We start from the raw sequence: 14210 nt of genomic DNA on the forward strand, positions 1-14210 counted from the left end.
GATATTATGACAGCACAAGATAAAGAGTTAGAACAACTACATGATGATATTGTAGAGGATGTGGAAGGTTTAATTGAAAAATATATGAGTATTGTTGGTTGGGATGTCCCTGAAAATGATGAACCAGAAGCTAGAAAAAAGATCTTTAATATTATAAAAGAGACAATTAAAAAAATTGAAAATGAGAAGTGATTTCAACCCATTTAACTAAATATAGTTATGATATAATTCCCCAATCACCAATTAGGATAATTTATGCCAAATCAAAATAATCAAATATTAAAAAATACAAATGCACAAATATTAGATGAGTTTAATGCTTCAATTATGTTTGATAAAGAGTTATATGCTCAAGATATTAGAGGTTCTATTGCTCACTCACAAATGTTATGTAAACAGGGAATCTTAACTAAAGAAGAACAAGAGGCGATAGAAAATGGTCTTTTACAAGTAAAAGATGAGATAGAGAGTGGAAAATTTGAGTTTTCATTAGCTTTTGAAGATATTCATATGGCTGTTGAGAGTAGATTAACTGAGATTGTTGGAGAACCGGGGAAAAGACTTCATACAGCAAGAAGTAGAAATGACCAAGTTGCAACAGATTTTAGACTCTATGTACAAGATAAAAATGAGAGCATAAAAGAACAATTAAAAGAGTTAATTTCTGTTTTTATTGATGTTGCAAATAAACATACAACTACACTAATTCCTGGAATGACTCATTTACAACATGCACAACCACTAAACTTCGGTTATCATATGCTTGCATATGCAAATATGTTTAAAAGGGATTATGAGAGATTTGAGAGTTCTTATGAAAGAAATAACTATTCTCCTCTTGGTAGTGCAGCACTAGCAGGAACTCCCCATAATATTGATAGATTTTTAACAAGTCAAACTCTAGGATTTATCTCTCCAACAGCAAATGCAATGGATAGTGTAAGTGATAGAGATTTTGCTTTAGAGATACTTTTTAATATTTCAACTTCTATGATGCATGTAAGTAGAATAGCTGAAGAGCTTATTTTATGGTCTTCATATGAGTTCCAATTTGTAAGAATGAGTGATGAATATGCAACAACAAGTTCTATTATGCCTCAAAAGAAAAATCCAGACGTCCCTGAACTCTTAAGAGGAAAAACAGGAAGAGTTTATGGAAATCTTATCTCACTATTTACAGTAATGAAAGGACTTCCTTTAGCATATAACAAAGATACACAAGAGGATAAAGAGGGTGTTTTTGATTCTGTTAAAACCATTGAAATCTCACTTAAAATTTTAACTGAAGTAATTAAAACAATGATAGTTAATGTAGATAAAATGGAAGCAGCTTGTAAAATTGGGCACTTAAGTGCTACAGACTTGGCCGATTTTTTAGTACAAAAACAGAATATGCCTTTTAGAACAGCTTACTATATTACAAAAGATGTTGTTAGCAAAGCTAACTCTTTAAACAAAGATATTAGTGAATTAAGTTTAGATGAGATTAGAAGTGCAAATGATGAGTTAAAAGATATTAGTGAAGATATTGTTATGTATCTTGATTTAAGAAACTCAATGAATGCAAGAAACTCTTTTGGTGGAACTTCAACAATTCAAACCGTTGAACAAATTAAAGTGTTTGAGCAGTGGCTTAAAAAAGCCTAAGTAGAAAAAGGAGAAGCGCTTCTCCTTTTTCTTATCTAAGATACTGTTTTACAGCTTGATATAAAGCTTGAATATCAGTTTTACCTATAAAACCTTCAACACCTATTTGAAGCATTTTATTTTTAACAGCATCTGTAGTCATAGATGAATTAACTACTATTGGAATATTACAATATTCATCATTTCCTTTTATAAATGAAGCAACTTGGAAACCATCAGCTGCTGGCATCTCAATATCAGTAATAACTAGACCAATATCTTCAGGATCTAACTCTTCAAGTCTTTTTAAAAGTTGCGCTCCATCTGTATATACTTCATAATTTGCTTTTGCTTTTTTAAAGAATTTAATTAAAACTTCTCTAGCAACATTTGAATCTTCAGCTGCTAAAATTAGTCTTGAAGTATCAAAAGGTGATTCCACATATTTATTTAGTGTATCTTCACCATCATCAACCCAACCTAAATCTTTTAATAATTGCTCAGCATTAAATACAGTACATAGTTCATCTTTATTATGAACTCTTACATATGTAGTATAAGTTATTTTAGAGTTTGTCTCTTCTGAATGTCTAAGTTCATCTGTTGTTTTTTCAACTATATCAAGCATATCTTTGATCAGAAAACCAACTTTTTTATGGTTAAATTCACAATAGATAATTAATTTATAATCTTGAATAGCATGTCCAGGATGTCCAAGCCAAGCATCTAGATTAACAAGTGTCACAGGCTCCCCTCTAATAGTTGCAATTCCTGCAATTACATTAGTGTTTGTTGGAGTGTCATTTATTGTAACTTCTTCAGTAATAATAAATGCTTTAACTTTAGCAATGTTAATTGCATAAATATTATTGTGACCCGTATAAAATACTGCTAACTGCTGAACATTTCTTAGGTGACCTTGTGTCATTTGTTCAACACTATTGATACCACTCATAAATACCCTTTGTATGGATTATTGTTAAATTATAATGCTTTTTTTCTTATACTTAACTTTAGAAAATTATTTTACTTTTTCTTATTAATTAGTTTTTTAATTGTAACTGAAGCCATCATAAAACCAAAAGAGCCAGTAACTGCTTCAAAGCTTCCTTTTTCCAAGCAATTAGGGTTTTCACTTGAAAAAACAACTTTAAATTTTCTTTTAAAGCCTAGTTTTTTTAATTCAGTTCTAATTTTTTTAATAAAAGGATCATTATATGTATCCCAAATTGATAAATACTCTATTTTGCTTGGATCTAGCCTTTTCGCACTTCCGCTTGTAGAGATTACTCTTGTATAATATTTATTTATAAGGTGAACTTTTGGTTTAATATCATCAATAGCATCCAAAATATAATCATAAGATGAAAAATCAAAATTATCAATCCACTCTGGAGTTATTTTTGCATGAATTGGTGTGATTTTTGGGTATCTCTCTTTTAAAGCTTCAACCTTTGTTCTTCCAATATTGCCATGACTTCCCAATTGTCTATTCATATTTGATTCTTCATAGGTATCAAAATCAACAATTGTTATATTTGTAATTCCTGTATTGTAAAGAGAATCAAGGGCAAAACTTCCAACTCCTCCAACTCCTAGAAGAATTAGCTTTGCATTTTGAAATATTTTAAAATTCTCTTCACCAAATAGTTTCAGTGTTCTATCATATCTTTGCATATCTACTCTTTTATAAAAATTTCGGTATTATACCAAAGAAAATCAAAACATAAATTTATAGAAATAGGAGGCTTATATGGATAAAGAGCCAATGACACGTGTCGGGTATGAAAAAATAACAAAAGAGTTAGAACTATTAAAAAGTAGAGAAAGACCTGATACAGTAATTGCATTAGATGAAGCTAGACAATTAGGTGATTTAAAAGAGAATGCAGAGTACCATGCTGCAAAAGATAAATTAGCTTTAATTGATGCACAAATAGCGGAACTTGGTTCAATTATTTCAAAGGCTATAATTATAGATCCTGAAAGTTTGCCTCACAATAAAGTTAGTTTTGGCTCAACTGTTGAGTTACTTGATGTTGATACAGAAGAGGAGTTTACCTATGCAATTGTTGGTGGAGTTGAGTCAAATGCAGATAAAGGAATGATATCTTTCAACTCTCCTTTAGCAAAACAACTATTAGGTAAAGAGGAAGGTGATGAGATAACTGCAAAACTTCCTGGTGGAGAGAGAACATATGAGATTTTAAGTGTTACATATAAGGAGCTTAAATTATAATGAATGTAGCAATTATTGGAGCTAGTGGATATACTGGTCTTGAATTAATTAAAATATTAATAAACCATCCAAAATTTGATATTACTTATATAGCAAACTCAAGTGGAGAAGAGACTCTTGAAGAGTTGCACCCTTGCTTAAAAGATGTATTAAATGTAAAGGTGCAAAAAGCAGATGCAAAAGAGATTAGCAAAGTGGCAGATTTGGCATTTTTGGCGCTACCTCATAAGACTTCAATGGCTTTTGCAAAAGAGCTTTTAGAGCTTGGTGTAAAAGTTGTTGACTTAAGTGCTGATTATAGACTTGAACTTGAAACTTATGAAAAACACTATTGTCCCCATGAAGATAAAGAACATATAAATGAGGCAGTATATGGTCTTCCAGAATACTATAAAAAAGAGTTAAAAGAGGCAAAGCTAGTTGCAAATCCAGGTTGTTATCCTACAGCTTCACTATTGGCACTTCTTCCTTTTGTAGATTTTATAGAAGAGAAAACACCAATTTTTATAGATGCAAAATCAGGAGTTAGTGGTGCTGGGAAAAAATTAAGTGAAACTTCGCATTTTGTTCATTTAAATGAGAATATTCATGCATATAATCCTTTTAAACATAGACATATGCCAGAGATTCAAGAGAAAGTAAAATTAGTAAAATCAAAAGAGTTTCAAATAAATTTTGTACCCCACTTGTTACCTATAACAAGAGGAATGTTAGTGTCTGTTTATGCAACACTAAAAGATGAAATTGATGTTGAAAAAATTCTTGAAGAGAGTTACAAAAATTCAAAATTTGTTAGAATTAGAAAAACTCCAGTTGATATAAAATCAACAGCAGGGACAAATTTTTGTGATATTTTTGTAGCAAGAAATGGTAAAGCACTATTTGTAAACTCATCAATAGATAATCTATTAAGAGGGGCTTCATCTCAAGCAGTTGTAAATGCAAACTTAATGTGTGGCTTTGAAGAAGATGAAGGGATTCCAAAAATAGCATATGTACCTTAATATAAAAAGAGATGCTATTTTTGTAGCAGATTCACATTACAATGAAAAAAGATTGGAGTTTCGAATCTTTTTAGAGAAGTTGCAAAGTGGTGAAGTGAAGTGTTCTCAACTTTTTTTGATGGGAGATATTTTTGATTTTATTGCTGGGGAGATTGATTTTTTCATTAAACAAAATCAAGATATTATTGATAAAATAAATGAGCTTTCAAATAATCTTGAAGTTGTTTATTTAGAGGGGAATCACGATTTTAATTTAAAAAAACTTTTTCCAAAAGTTTTAATAATTGAGAGAAAAAAGCAACCAGTATTTGCAAAATATGGAGAGAAAAGTGTAAAGATTGCCCATGGAGATATTTTTACTCCTTGGCATTATAATCTCTATTGTTCCATTATTAGAAATCACTATTTATTAAAAATTTTAAATTTTTTAGATTTTAATTATTTAATTTCAAAAAAAGTATATTATACTTTAATAGAAAAAAATATTTGTCGCAAAATGGAGGATTTTAACTCCTTTGCCAAGAATAGGGTGAAAAATTATAATTCGGATATTATCATAGAAGGACACTACCATGAAGGTAAAAGTTATGAACATGATAAAAAGCTCTATGTAAATATTCCATCACTTTGTTGTGATAAAAAATATTTTAGACTTGCAGATAGGTTTATTGGGGAGAATTTATGAGTCATTTAGCTCTTGTTTTTTTATTAGTTGTAGGAGCAATTTTAATATTAGTTTTAGTTGCAATTGCAATTTTACTATCTAATGGTTCAACAAAGAGCAGCCCTGTTACAAAAAAAAGAACTAATTCAAAAACGTCTTTTCGTGTGCCTATGCCAAAAACATATAGTCTTTATGTTCCCCCTGCAATTGAAAAGATGGGAACTTCACTGTTAAAAGAGATTAGTAGAAAAATTTTTGACTCATACAAAACCTTTAATTATAAAGATAAAAGAATTAGTGAACTTGATGCAAAAGAGTGGCACTCTTGGCAAGTATCTATTCTTTTGGCAATTTTTAAAAGATCTGATGATATTCTAATTTATGATCAAGAGACAATTTTTCATAAATTTCTTCTTGATTCAAATGAAAATGATATAAAAAGTTTGATGACTGGAATTATAAAAAAGTATGAAGCATATGTGGACTTTCATGCGCAAAAAGATGATTTATGCAAACATTATATCTGGTCAAGTAGAGAAGTCTCTGTTATTTTCTACTTTCTTGCAAATTATAAAGATTACGCGAAATAGATAAATTTTATATTTATCATTAAAATGTAACTTTTTTTGGATATTTTACCTTTTTAATTTTGGAGATTAGTAATGAAAATTGATAAATTGTATGAAAAAGAGATTGAAGATATATTGGATTATAACGAGTTTATAAAAACAATAAAAGCAGATCCTTCAGAAGAGTTTTTAAAAGATTTACATAAAAAGTACGAATATAGATCGCAAGAAGAGGCTTTAAGAACTCTTCAAGTTGAGCTTATAAAACTACAAGATCATCTAGAAAAATATAATGAAAAAATGATAATCTTAGTTGAAGGTAGAGATGCTTCAGGTAAAGGTGGAGCAATAAGAAGAATAACTAGATACATGAATGAAAAACATTATAGAGTTGTTGCTTTAGGTAAACCCTCTGATGTTGAAAGAAGTCAATGGTATTTTCAAAGATATATTGAACAATTCCCAAAAGGTGGTGAAATAGTTATTTTTGATAGAAGCTGGTACAACAGATCAATGGTTGAACCTGTTTTTGGTTTTTGTAGTGAAGAAGAGTATGAAATCTTTATGAAAACTGTTCCTAGATTTGAAGAAAATTTTGTAGAAAATGGAATTCACTTTTTGAAAATCTATTTTTCTGTATCAAAAGAGGAACAAGCAAAAAGATTTGAAGAGAGAGAAGAGAATCCATTGAAACAGTGGAAACTTAGTGAAATTGACCTTCAAATGCAAGAGAGATGGGAAGAGTTTACTCAGAAAAAATATAGAATGTTAAAAGAGACAAATACAGAGATATCTCCTTGGACAATTATTAGAAGTGATGATAAATTTATTGCAAGATACAATGCAATAAAAACTATATTAAATAAAGTAGATTATGAAGGAAGAGATACAAGAATAGATTTTACAGTTGACCCAAATATAGTTATTTCAGCTGATAAAGAGTTACAAATAATGGCAGAAACAGCAAAATTAAGGGAAATGAGAAAAAACATATAACTTTTATTTAATACAAAATGTAAAACTACTCATAATTAATTCTTCGATATAATCTTGCCCATGAGTAATTTTAAAGTAAATAGTGAATATAAACCTTCAGGGGATCAACCCCAAGCAATTAAAGCAATAAGTGACTCCATCTTAAGTGGCAATAAATATACAACTTTAGAGGGAGTTACTGGTTCAGGTAAGACTTATACTATGGCAAAAGTGATAGAAAAAACACAGATGCCAACTCTTATCATGACCCATAATAAAACTTTAGCAGCACAGCTTTATAGTGAATTTAGACAATTTTTCCCAAACAATCATGTTGAGTATTTTATCTCATACTATGATTACTATCAACCAGAAGCCTATATTCCAAGAACTGACCTTTTTATAGAAAAAGACTCCTCTATAAACTCTGAACTTGAAAGGCTAAGATTATCTGCAACAGCTTCACTTCTTAGTTTTGATGATGTAATTGTAATTGCTTCAGTTTCAGCAAACTATGGTTTAGGAAACCCTGAAGAGTATAAAGCAATGGTTCAAAGAATTGAGGTTGGTTTTGAATATTCTCAAAAGCAGTTTTTACTAAAACTTGTGGAGATGGGATATAAAAGAAATGACAATTTTTTTGACAGAGCAGATTTTAGAGTAAATGGGGATGTTATTGATATTTTTCCTGCTTACTTTGAAGATGAGTATATTAGAGTTGAGTTTTTTGGTGATGAAGTTGAATCTATAACCAAACATGAGTATTTGACAAATGAAAAAGTAAAAGAGCTTGATGAAGCAATTATTTACTCTGTAAATCCTTTTGTTGTTACAAGTGAAAATTTAGGAAGGGCAGTAAAAGAGATTGAAGAGGAGCTTGATGAGAGACTTGATTTTTTCCAAAAAGAGGAGAAATTAGTTGAGTATCAAAGATTAAAACAGAGAGTTGAGTTTGATCTGGAGATGATTGAAGGTACTGGTATGTGTAAAGGGATAGAGAACTATGCACGACACTTAACAGGACTTAAACCAGGTGAGACTCCATACTCACTTATGAACTATTTTGAACAAATGGGTAAAGATTTTCTTTTAATAGTTGATGAATCACATGTATCTCTGCCTCAATTTAGAGGAATGTATGCAGCAGATAGAAGTAGAAAAGAGGTTTTAGTAGAGTATGGTTTTAGACTTCCAAGTGCTTTAGATAACAGACCTTTAAAATTTGAAGAGTTTATAAAAAAAGCACCAAAATATCTTTTTGTTAGTGCAACTCCTGCTGAGTATGAGTTAGAACAAAGTTCAGTAGTAGCTAAACAAATAATAAGACCAACAGGATTGCTTGATCCAATTATTGAGATAATGGATAGCCAATTCCAAGTTGAAAAACTGCATGATGAAATAAAAAAAGTGATAGCAAAAAATCAAAGAGTTTTAGTAACGGTATTAACTAAAAAAATGGCAGAAGAGTTAAGCTCTTATTACTCTGATTTGGGAATAAAAGTTAAATATATGCACAGTGATATTGATGCAATTGAGAGAAATCAGATAATTCGAGAACTAAGACTTGGAGAGTTTGATGTTTTAGTTGGAATAAACCTTTTAAGAGAGGGACTAGATATTCCAGAAACTTCACTTGTTGCAATACTTGATGCAGACAAAGAAGGATTTTTAAGAAGTAGAACCTCTTTGGTTCAAACTATGGGAAGAGCCGCAAGAAATGAAAATGGTAGAGTAATCCTTTTTGCTAAAAAGATTACAGACTCTATGCAATATGCAATTGATTTAACAAATAAAAGACGTGAAATTCAAGAGGCTTTTAATAAAGAGCATGGAATAACTCCAAAAACAACAAAAAGAGCATTAGATGAGAATCTAAAACTTGAAGAGTATGATGATACAGCTTGGAAAAGAGAAAAAATGAATAAAATTCCAGCAACAGAGAGAAAGAAAATTTTAGTTGAATTAAATAAAAAGATGCAAAAAGCTGCAAAAGATTTGAACTTTGAAGAGGCTATTAGATTAAGAGATCAAATAGAGAAAATTAAAAAGGCTTAAAATGAATATTGCAATTTATATATATGATGAGGCTGAGGTTTTGGATTTTTCTGGACCTTATGAGGTTTTTTCAGTTGCAAATAGATTTTTAGAAGAGAGCAAAAAACATAAGCTTTTTTTAGTCTCTCAAAATAAAGAGGTAAAAGCAAGGGGTGATTATAAAGTTTTATCCCATTATACAATTGATAATCATCCAAAAATTGATGTTTTGGTTGTTGCAGGTGGAGTTCATACAGGTGAACTTAAAAAAGATGAAGTTATCTCTTGGATTTCAAAGATTGCAAAGAATGTAAAATTTGTGGCATCTGTTTGCACAGGAGCATTTTTATTAGCAAAGGCAGAGGTGATAAAAGAGCATAAAGTTACAACACACTGGGAAGATATTCCTGATTTAAAAAAAGATTTTCCACTTTTAAAAGTAGTTGAAGATGTAAGATGGGTAGATGAAGGTGATATTATAACTTCAGCAGGGATATCAGCTGGTATTGATATGAGTTTGCATTTAGTTTCAAAACTTTATAGTTTAGAATTAGCACAAAAAGTTGCAAAACAGATGCAGTTTGACTGGACAAAAGATAGTTAGAGGATATAAAGTTGCCAAAATTAAAAAAAGCTACAAAAGAGGATATTGAGATTATAAAAGAGGCATTTTTGGAAAATTTCAATAATGCAGTTACAGAGCTAAACTATAGAAATGATTATGAACTATTAATTGCCATTATTTTATCAGCCCAATGTACAGATAAAAGAGTAAATATTATAACTCCAGTACTTTTTGAGAAATATCCTTCTGTTTTTGAGCTTGCTGACGCTTCTTTGGATGATGTAAAAGAGCTTTTAAAGAGCTGCTCTTTTTTTAACAATAAATCAAAAAATATAATAAAGATGGCGCAAAGTGTAATTGCAAACTACAATGGAGAGATTCCTCACAATCAAAAAGAGCTCCAAAAATTAGCAGGGGTTGGAAACAAAACAGCAAATGTTTTTATGATTGAGTTTGAAGGTGCAAATTTAATGGCTGTAGATACCCATGTTTTCAGAGTTTCTCATAGATTGGGACTCTCTTATGAAAAAACAGTAGAAAAAACTGAAGCAGAACTTGTTAAGAAATTAAAAGATGATTTGCATATTTTTCATCAAGCAATGGTTCTTTTTGGAAGATATACCTGTAAGGCATTAAATCCTGAGTGTGATAAATGCCTTTTTCCACAAGTATGTAAAACAAAAAGCTCTTTTAAACCTGCATAAAAGAACTAAAATTTTTCAAGAAAAAGAGACTTTATCTCTTCATTTAGTCCATTTGCATTAAACATAATTAGTTCTCTATAGTATCTTTGAAGAGTCTTCTCTTTTAAGATAGATTTCCCTCCATCAACTATCATTGCTAATGTTATGATTTTTTGAAGAGTATTAAAGAGTTTAACTCTTAGTTTATCAAGCTCTTCTGGATGATTTGTATTCATAAATGCATTTTTTATCTTTTTTAATTTCTCTTTAGAGTTTGCCTTTAGATTTTTATCATTTATAAAATTAAGTGAGCCAATTCCTAATCCATAAAGCGCATAATGAACTGTTTTTGAAAGAGATTTATTTTTTGTGTAATTTCCAATTGGATTTTTTGAAACTATATCTTCATCTTTAATAAAAAAATTCTCAAGTTTTACATTTACAGTATTTAGTGATTGTCCAACAAAAGTCTCTGGTAAATCAATAATTTTAAAACTTTTATTCTCTTGAAATAGTGAAAGACCTTCAAGCTCTTGATCTTTATAATGGAAACCAATTAAAAGGTGGTCAAAAATCTTATATCCACTAGCCCAAGTTAAAACCCCTGTTAGTTCATATCCCCCTTCACACTTTTTTGCTTTTACAAAACTTTTTTTCATTCTTAAATGATTTATTGCAATTCCACACTTTTGTTTAAAGTAGTGTTCTCTTTTTGGAAAATTATTTTTAGCCATAATAGCATTGGCTGCAAGTATTTGGATTGCTAAAAAAGTAAAAGATGCAGAGTGTTTTGTAAGTTTTGAAAAGAGTTTGAACTTCAATTTATCTTGAAGCTCTTTGTCAAAGTTATATAACTTAAAACAGTTTTTCTCATAGGCAAAATTAAAAATCTCTTTTAGAAGCTTTGCCTCTTCATCTACTCTACTTAAAGGTAAAGTTTTTATCTTTTTCTCAACTTCATTGAGATTTTTTATATATTTTTTATACTCTTTCATCTCTATTTCTCTTGACAATTTTCATCCATTGTATTAAAGTTTTCAAAGATATATTCATCTTCTATTTTTTTAATTACTACATTTTTAACTTCACAAACCAGCTCTTTATTATCTTTTGAAATAATAAAATCAAAGTTATAGACAAACTCAGTTTTAGACGTGATATATTTATTATTTAATCTCTCATAACTCATTTTTGAAATTGTAACTTTTCTATTTTGTTCATATTTTGTTTTAAAAAGTTGAGGAACTTTCTCTTCTTCATTTCTAAGAAGCATTACAAGAGCCAATACAGAAACAACAATTATTGAAACTAGGATTATTAACTCTTTTAGTGCAAATCTATTATTTATTTTATAAATTATAAAACCAAGTAATGCAATAAATAAAATAGCAACAAGTGTTATTTGCATTTTTATTTTCCTTTTAATTTGTTTTTGAACTCTTGGGCACTAAGATATTTGCTTGTTGAAATATTTTTAGGTAAAAATTCATCCATTTCAACTTTTTGTTGAACTCTTTTTTTATACTCTTGTTTTGACAGGTATTTTTTTGATGAAGTTGTATCAAGAGATGAAGATACTGGTTTAATTTTTTGACTCTTTTCAACTTCAATTTTATCTATCAATCCTGCTTTGAGATTCTCTAAGATATTTAGAACAATTGGTAGTTTTTTATCATCTATATCTAAACTAATTTTAGCCATCAAACTCCTTTTGTGCTTAGTATATCATAAATATAATAAACAATTTTTATAATCTTAACCTTAATATAATATTAATATTAACAATTAATTAACAGATAATAAATAGAATAAAAAAAATCATAAAAGGAAATAAATGAGAAGAATAGTAGGTATTTCATTGGTTTGTGCATCTATGCTTTGTGCAGAAAATAGTGTGGATATTGGTTCACTTGTTGTTGAAGATGTAACTACACAAGTTGTAGAGGATATTAGCTCAGATGAGATTAAATCAGCAGATTTGGCTGAAACATTGATGAAACATATCCCATCAATAAATATAGTAAGAAGAAGTGGTATAGCAAATGACATTATACTAAGAGGATCAAAAAAGGATAATATCAATGTTCTTATTGATGATTCAAAAATTTATGGTGCTTGTCCAAATAGAATGGATCCACCAACTTCACATGTATTATCAAATAATGTAGAATCGGTTGAAGTTGTAGAAGGTCCTTATGATGTGGAAAATTTCGGTACTTTAAGTGGTTTAGTAAAAGTAAATACAAAAGAGATATCAAAAGATCTAAGTGGAGAAGTTGACTTAAATATGGGTAGTTTTGGTTATAGAAAAGGCTCTTTTTCTGTAAGTGGAGGAAATGATAATGTAAAATTTCTTATCTCTGCATCAAGAGAGTTTTCAAATCAATATGAAGATGGAGATGGAAAAGATTTTCTTGAACAACAAATAGCTCATTCAGTAGCTACTGCAAATAGATATTCAACAACAGGTTTAGAAGCTTATGAAAAACGAACACTTTTAACAAAGTTGATTTTTAATATAGATGATAGTTCAGATATCTCACTTTCATATAATGCTAATAGAAGTGATAATGTTCTTTATCCAAATACTCCTATGGATGCAGACCATGATAATTCAAATATCTATACTCTTTCATATAGTAAAAGAGATTTAGGTGAATACTCTAAAGAGCTGAATATCAACTATTACTATTCTGATGTTGACCATCCAATGAGTACAACTCTAAGAAATAATGCAGTTGGTTCAAACTATATGACAAATAATATGAAGTCATCAATTTGGGGAGCAAAAGTTAAAAATTCACTTGACTTAGCAGGTGGAGAGTTAGAGTTTGGAGCAGATACAAGTACAAGAAATTGGAGTGGACACTACTCAAATATTTTAAATCCGTATATAAGAGCGTCTATTTCAAGTGCAGATACTCAAAATGTTGCCCTATTTGGAAAATATGAGAAGAGCTTTGGAAAATTTGATTTAGAGATTGGTTCAAGATTTGATGACACCTCTATTGATGTTACAGATGAAACAAAAAGAGATAGAGATTTTGATTCTTTAAATGGTTATGTTTTTGGTACATATAATTTTAATGATACAACAAAAGTATTTGCAGGTATTGGTAAATCTGAGAGAGTTCCAGATGCAAGGGAGTTATATTTTGTAAACTCTGGGGGAGCAATAGTAGGAAATGATGATTTAGATTCTGTAAAAAACTATGAACTTGATTTAGGTTTTGAAAAAGTTTTTGATAGTTTTTCTGTTAAAACAAAACTTTTTTACTCACAACTTGATGATTATATCTACAATAAAGCTGGTACAACATTTGAAAATGTAGATGCAAAAATTTATGGTGTAGAAGTTTCTGGATATTATCTTCCTTTTGAGAATTTTATTGTTGATTATGGTGTTTCATATATAAGAGGTAAAAAAGATGATGCTTTATCTGGGCAAAGTGATACAGATTTGGGAGAGATTCCACCACTAAAAGCTAATCTATCTTTAACATATGATTTTGGTGCTAGTCAATTAATAACTCAAGTTATTGCTTCAGATAGATGGGATAGTTATGATGCAGATAATGGAGAACAAGAGCTTGCTGGATATGTTGTTGTTAACACAAAATATAACCAAAAGATTAATAAAAATCTTGATGTAACAATTGGAGTTGATAATATCTTTGATAAAACTTATGCTACAACAAATACTTATAATGATATTACATATGTTGCAACAGGAGGAACACCAGTATTATTAAATGATCCAGGTAGATATGTTTACGTTAACTTTAAATTTAGCTTCTAATGATTAAAAGAGATTTTCTCTTTTAATCAAAATCTTATAATATTTCTTAAAA

Annotated in this window: 16 protein-coding genes; 11 read left to right on the top strand and 5 right to left on the bottom strand. The window is 29.5% G+C overall.

The window, feature by feature from the left end:
* Positions 1–6 precede the first annotated feature (6 nt).
* Together AEBR_RS04260 and argH are read left to right on the top strand one after the other, a co-directional pair.
* Positions 7–192 (top strand): hypothetical protein, encoded by a 186-nt coding sequence (locus AEBR_RS04260; protein WP_128981718.1) that lies wholly within the window; start codon positions 7–9, stop codon positions 190–192.
* Between the two features lie 63 nt (positions 193–255).
* A complete protein-coding gene (gene argH, locus AEBR_RS04265; protein WP_129087552.1) occupies positions 256–1647 on the top strand; it encodes an argininosuccinate lyase in 1392 nt (463 codons plus the stop codon).
* Positions 1648–1678: 31 nt separating this feature from the next.
* Here argH and AEBR_RS04270 read toward each other — a convergent pair whose 3' ends face one another.
* On the bottom strand, positions 1679–2581 hold the full coding sequence (locus AEBR_RS04270; RefSeq protein ID WP_128981722.1) for a chemotaxis protein CheV: 903 nt from the start codon (positions 2579–2581) through the stop codon (positions 1679–1681).
* A 71-nt stretch (positions 2582–2652) separates the two neighbouring features.
* Entirely contained in the window at positions 2653–3303 is a 651-nt protein-coding gene (locus tag AEBR_RS04275; protein WP_129087553.1) for a tRNA threonylcarbamoyladenosine dehydratase, read from the bottom strand.
* A 76-nt stretch (positions 3304–3379) separates the two neighbouring features.
* Here AEBR_RS04275 and greA point away from each other — a divergent pair, with 76 nt between their 5' ends.
* The 8 genes from greA (at position 3380) to nth (ending at position 10380) form a co-directional block, all read left to right on the top strand.
* Positions 3380–3865: a transcription elongation factor GreA gene (gene greA, locus AEBR_RS04280; RefSeq protein ID WP_128981726.1), complete on the top strand. Its 486-nt coding sequence runs from the start codon at positions 3380–3382 to the stop codon at positions 3863–3865.
* Entirely contained in the window at positions 3865–4869 is a 1005-nt protein-coding gene (gene argC / locus AEBR_RS04285; RefSeq protein WP_129087554.1) for an N-acetyl-gamma-glutamyl-phosphate reductase, read from the top strand. Before greA ends, argC begins: the two co-directional genes overlap by 1 nt.
* Positions 4859–5554 carry a UDP-2,3-diacylglucosamine diphosphatase gene (locus tag AEBR_RS04290; protein WP_129087555.1) on the top strand — a complete coding sequence of 232 codons (696 nt, stop codon included), beginning with the start codon at positions 4859–4861 and terminating at the stop codon, positions 5552–5554. The genes argC and AEBR_RS04290 overlap by 11 nt, the downstream gene beginning before the upstream one ends.
* Positions 5551–6123 carry a hypothetical protein gene (locus tag AEBR_RS04295; protein WP_129087556.1) on the top strand — a complete coding sequence of 191 codons (573 nt, stop codon included), beginning with the start codon at positions 5551–5553 and terminating at the stop codon, positions 6121–6123. Before AEBR_RS04290 ends, AEBR_RS04295 begins: the two co-directional genes overlap by 4 nt.
* A gap of 72 nt (positions 6124–6195) precedes the next feature.
* Positions 6196–7098, top strand: coding sequence for a polyphosphate kinase 2 (gene ppk2, locus AEBR_RS04300; RefSeq protein WP_129087557.1), 903 nt, complete (start codon positions 6196–6198; stop codon positions 7096–7098).
* Positions 7099–7158: 60 nt separating this feature from the next.
* Positions 7159–9132, top strand: a complete 1974-nt coding sequence (uvrB, locus tag AEBR_RS04305; RefSeq protein ID WP_129087558.1) for an excinuclease ABC subunit UvrB — start codon at positions 7159–7161, stop codon at positions 9130–9132.
* Between the two features lies 1 nt (position 9133).
* Complete coding sequence (locus AEBR_RS04310; RefSeq protein ID WP_129087559.1) at positions 9134–9715, top strand: DJ-1/PfpI family protein; 582 nt, start codon at positions 9134–9136, stop codon at positions 9713–9715.
* A gap of 11 nt (positions 9716–9726) precedes the next feature.
* Positions 9727–10380 (top strand): endonuclease III, encoded by a 654-nt coding sequence (gene nth, locus AEBR_RS04315; protein WP_129087560.1) that lies wholly within the window; start codon positions 9727–9729, stop codon positions 10378–10380.
* Positions 10381–10385: 5 nt separating this feature from the next.
* Here the strand turns inward: nth and AEBR_RS04320 are convergent, their stop codons facing one another.
* The 3 genes from AEBR_RS04320 to AEBR_RS04330 are packed head-to-tail and all read right to left on the bottom strand — an operon-like array spanning position 10386 to position 12060.
* Entirely contained in the window at positions 10386–11372 is a 987-nt protein-coding gene (locus tag AEBR_RS04320) for a hypothetical protein (RefSeq protein WP_129087561.1), read from the bottom strand.
* Positions 11357–11767 carry a hypothetical protein gene (locus AEBR_RS04325; protein ID WP_129087562.1) on the bottom strand — a complete coding sequence of 137 codons (411 nt, stop codon included), beginning with the start codon at positions 11765–11767 and terminating at the stop codon, positions 11357–11359. The genes AEBR_RS04320 and AEBR_RS04325 overlap by 16 nt, the downstream gene beginning before the upstream one ends.
* A 2-nt stretch (positions 11768–11769) precedes the next feature.
* Positions 11770–12060: a hypothetical protein gene (locus AEBR_RS04330; protein ID WP_129087563.1), complete on the bottom strand. Its 291-nt coding sequence runs from the start codon at positions 12058–12060 to the stop codon at positions 11770–11772.
* A gap of 133 nt (positions 12061–12193) precedes the next feature.
* Here AEBR_RS04330 and AEBR_RS04335 point away from each other — a divergent pair, with 133 nt between their 5' ends.
* Positions 12194–14158 carry a TonB-dependent receptor gene (locus AEBR_RS04335; RefSeq protein WP_129087564.1) on the top strand — a complete coding sequence of 655 codons (1965 nt, stop codon included), beginning with the start codon at positions 12194–12196 and terminating at the stop codon, positions 14156–14158.
* Positions 14159–14210 lie beyond the last annotated feature (52 nt).

The organism is Halarcobacter ebronensis (genome assembly GCF_013201825.1).
Classification (GTDB): Bacteria; Campylobacterota; Campylobacteria; order Campylobacterales; family Arcobacteraceae; genus Halarcobacter; species Halarcobacter ebronensis.

Bases quoted from the DNA above. Each gene is read 5' to 3' on its own strand.
- AEBR_RS04260 (WP_128981718.1), top strand. From the start codon at position 7: ATGACAGCACAAGATAAAGAGTTAGAACAACTACATGATGATATTGTA.
- argH (WP_129087552.1), top strand. From the start codon at position 256: ATGCCAAATCAAAATAATCAAATATTAAAAAATACAAATGCACAAATA.
- AEBR_RS04270 (WP_128981722.1), bottom strand. From the start codon at position 2,581: ATGAGTGGTATCAATAGTGTTGAACAAATGACACAAGGTCACCTAAGA.
- AEBR_RS04275 (WP_129087553.1), bottom strand. From the start codon at position 3,303: ATGCAAAGATATGATAGAACACTGAAACTATTTGGTGAAGAGAATTTT.
- greA (WP_128981726.1), top strand. From the start codon at position 3,380: ATGGATAAAGAGCCAATGACACGTGTCGGGTATGAAAAAATAACAAAA.
- argC (WP_129087554.1), top strand. From the start codon at position 3,865: ATGAATGTAGCAATTATTGGAGCTAGTGGATATACTGGTCTTGAATTA.
- AEBR_RS04290 (WP_129087555.1), top strand. From the start codon at position 4,859: ATGTACCTTAATATAAAAAGAGATGCTATTTTTGTAGCAGATTCACAT.
- AEBR_RS04295 (WP_129087556.1), top strand. From the start codon at position 5,551: ATGAGTCATTTAGCTCTTGTTTTTTTATTAGTTGTAGGAGCAATTTTA.
- ppk2 (WP_129087557.1), top strand. From the start codon at position 6,196: ATGAAAATTGATAAATTGTATGAAAAAGAGATTGAAGATATATTGGAT.
- uvrB (WP_129087558.1), top strand. From the start codon at position 7,159: ATGAGTAATTTTAAAGTAAATAGTGAATATAAACCTTCAGGGGATCAA.
- AEBR_RS04310 (WP_129087559.1), top strand. From the start codon at position 9,134: ATGAATATTGCAATTTATATATATGATGAGGCTGAGGTTTTGGATTTT.
- AEBR_RS04325 (WP_129087562.1), bottom strand. From the start codon at position 11,767: ATGCAAATAACACTTGTTGCTATTTTATTTATTGCATTACTTGGTTTT.
- AEBR_RS04330 (WP_129087563.1), bottom strand. From the start codon at position 12,060: ATGGCTAAAATTAGTTTAGATATAGATGATAAAAAACTACCAATTGTT.
- AEBR_RS04335 (WP_129087564.1), top strand. From the start codon at position 12,194: ATGAGAAGAATAGTAGGTATTTCATTGGTTTGTGCATCTATGCTTTGT.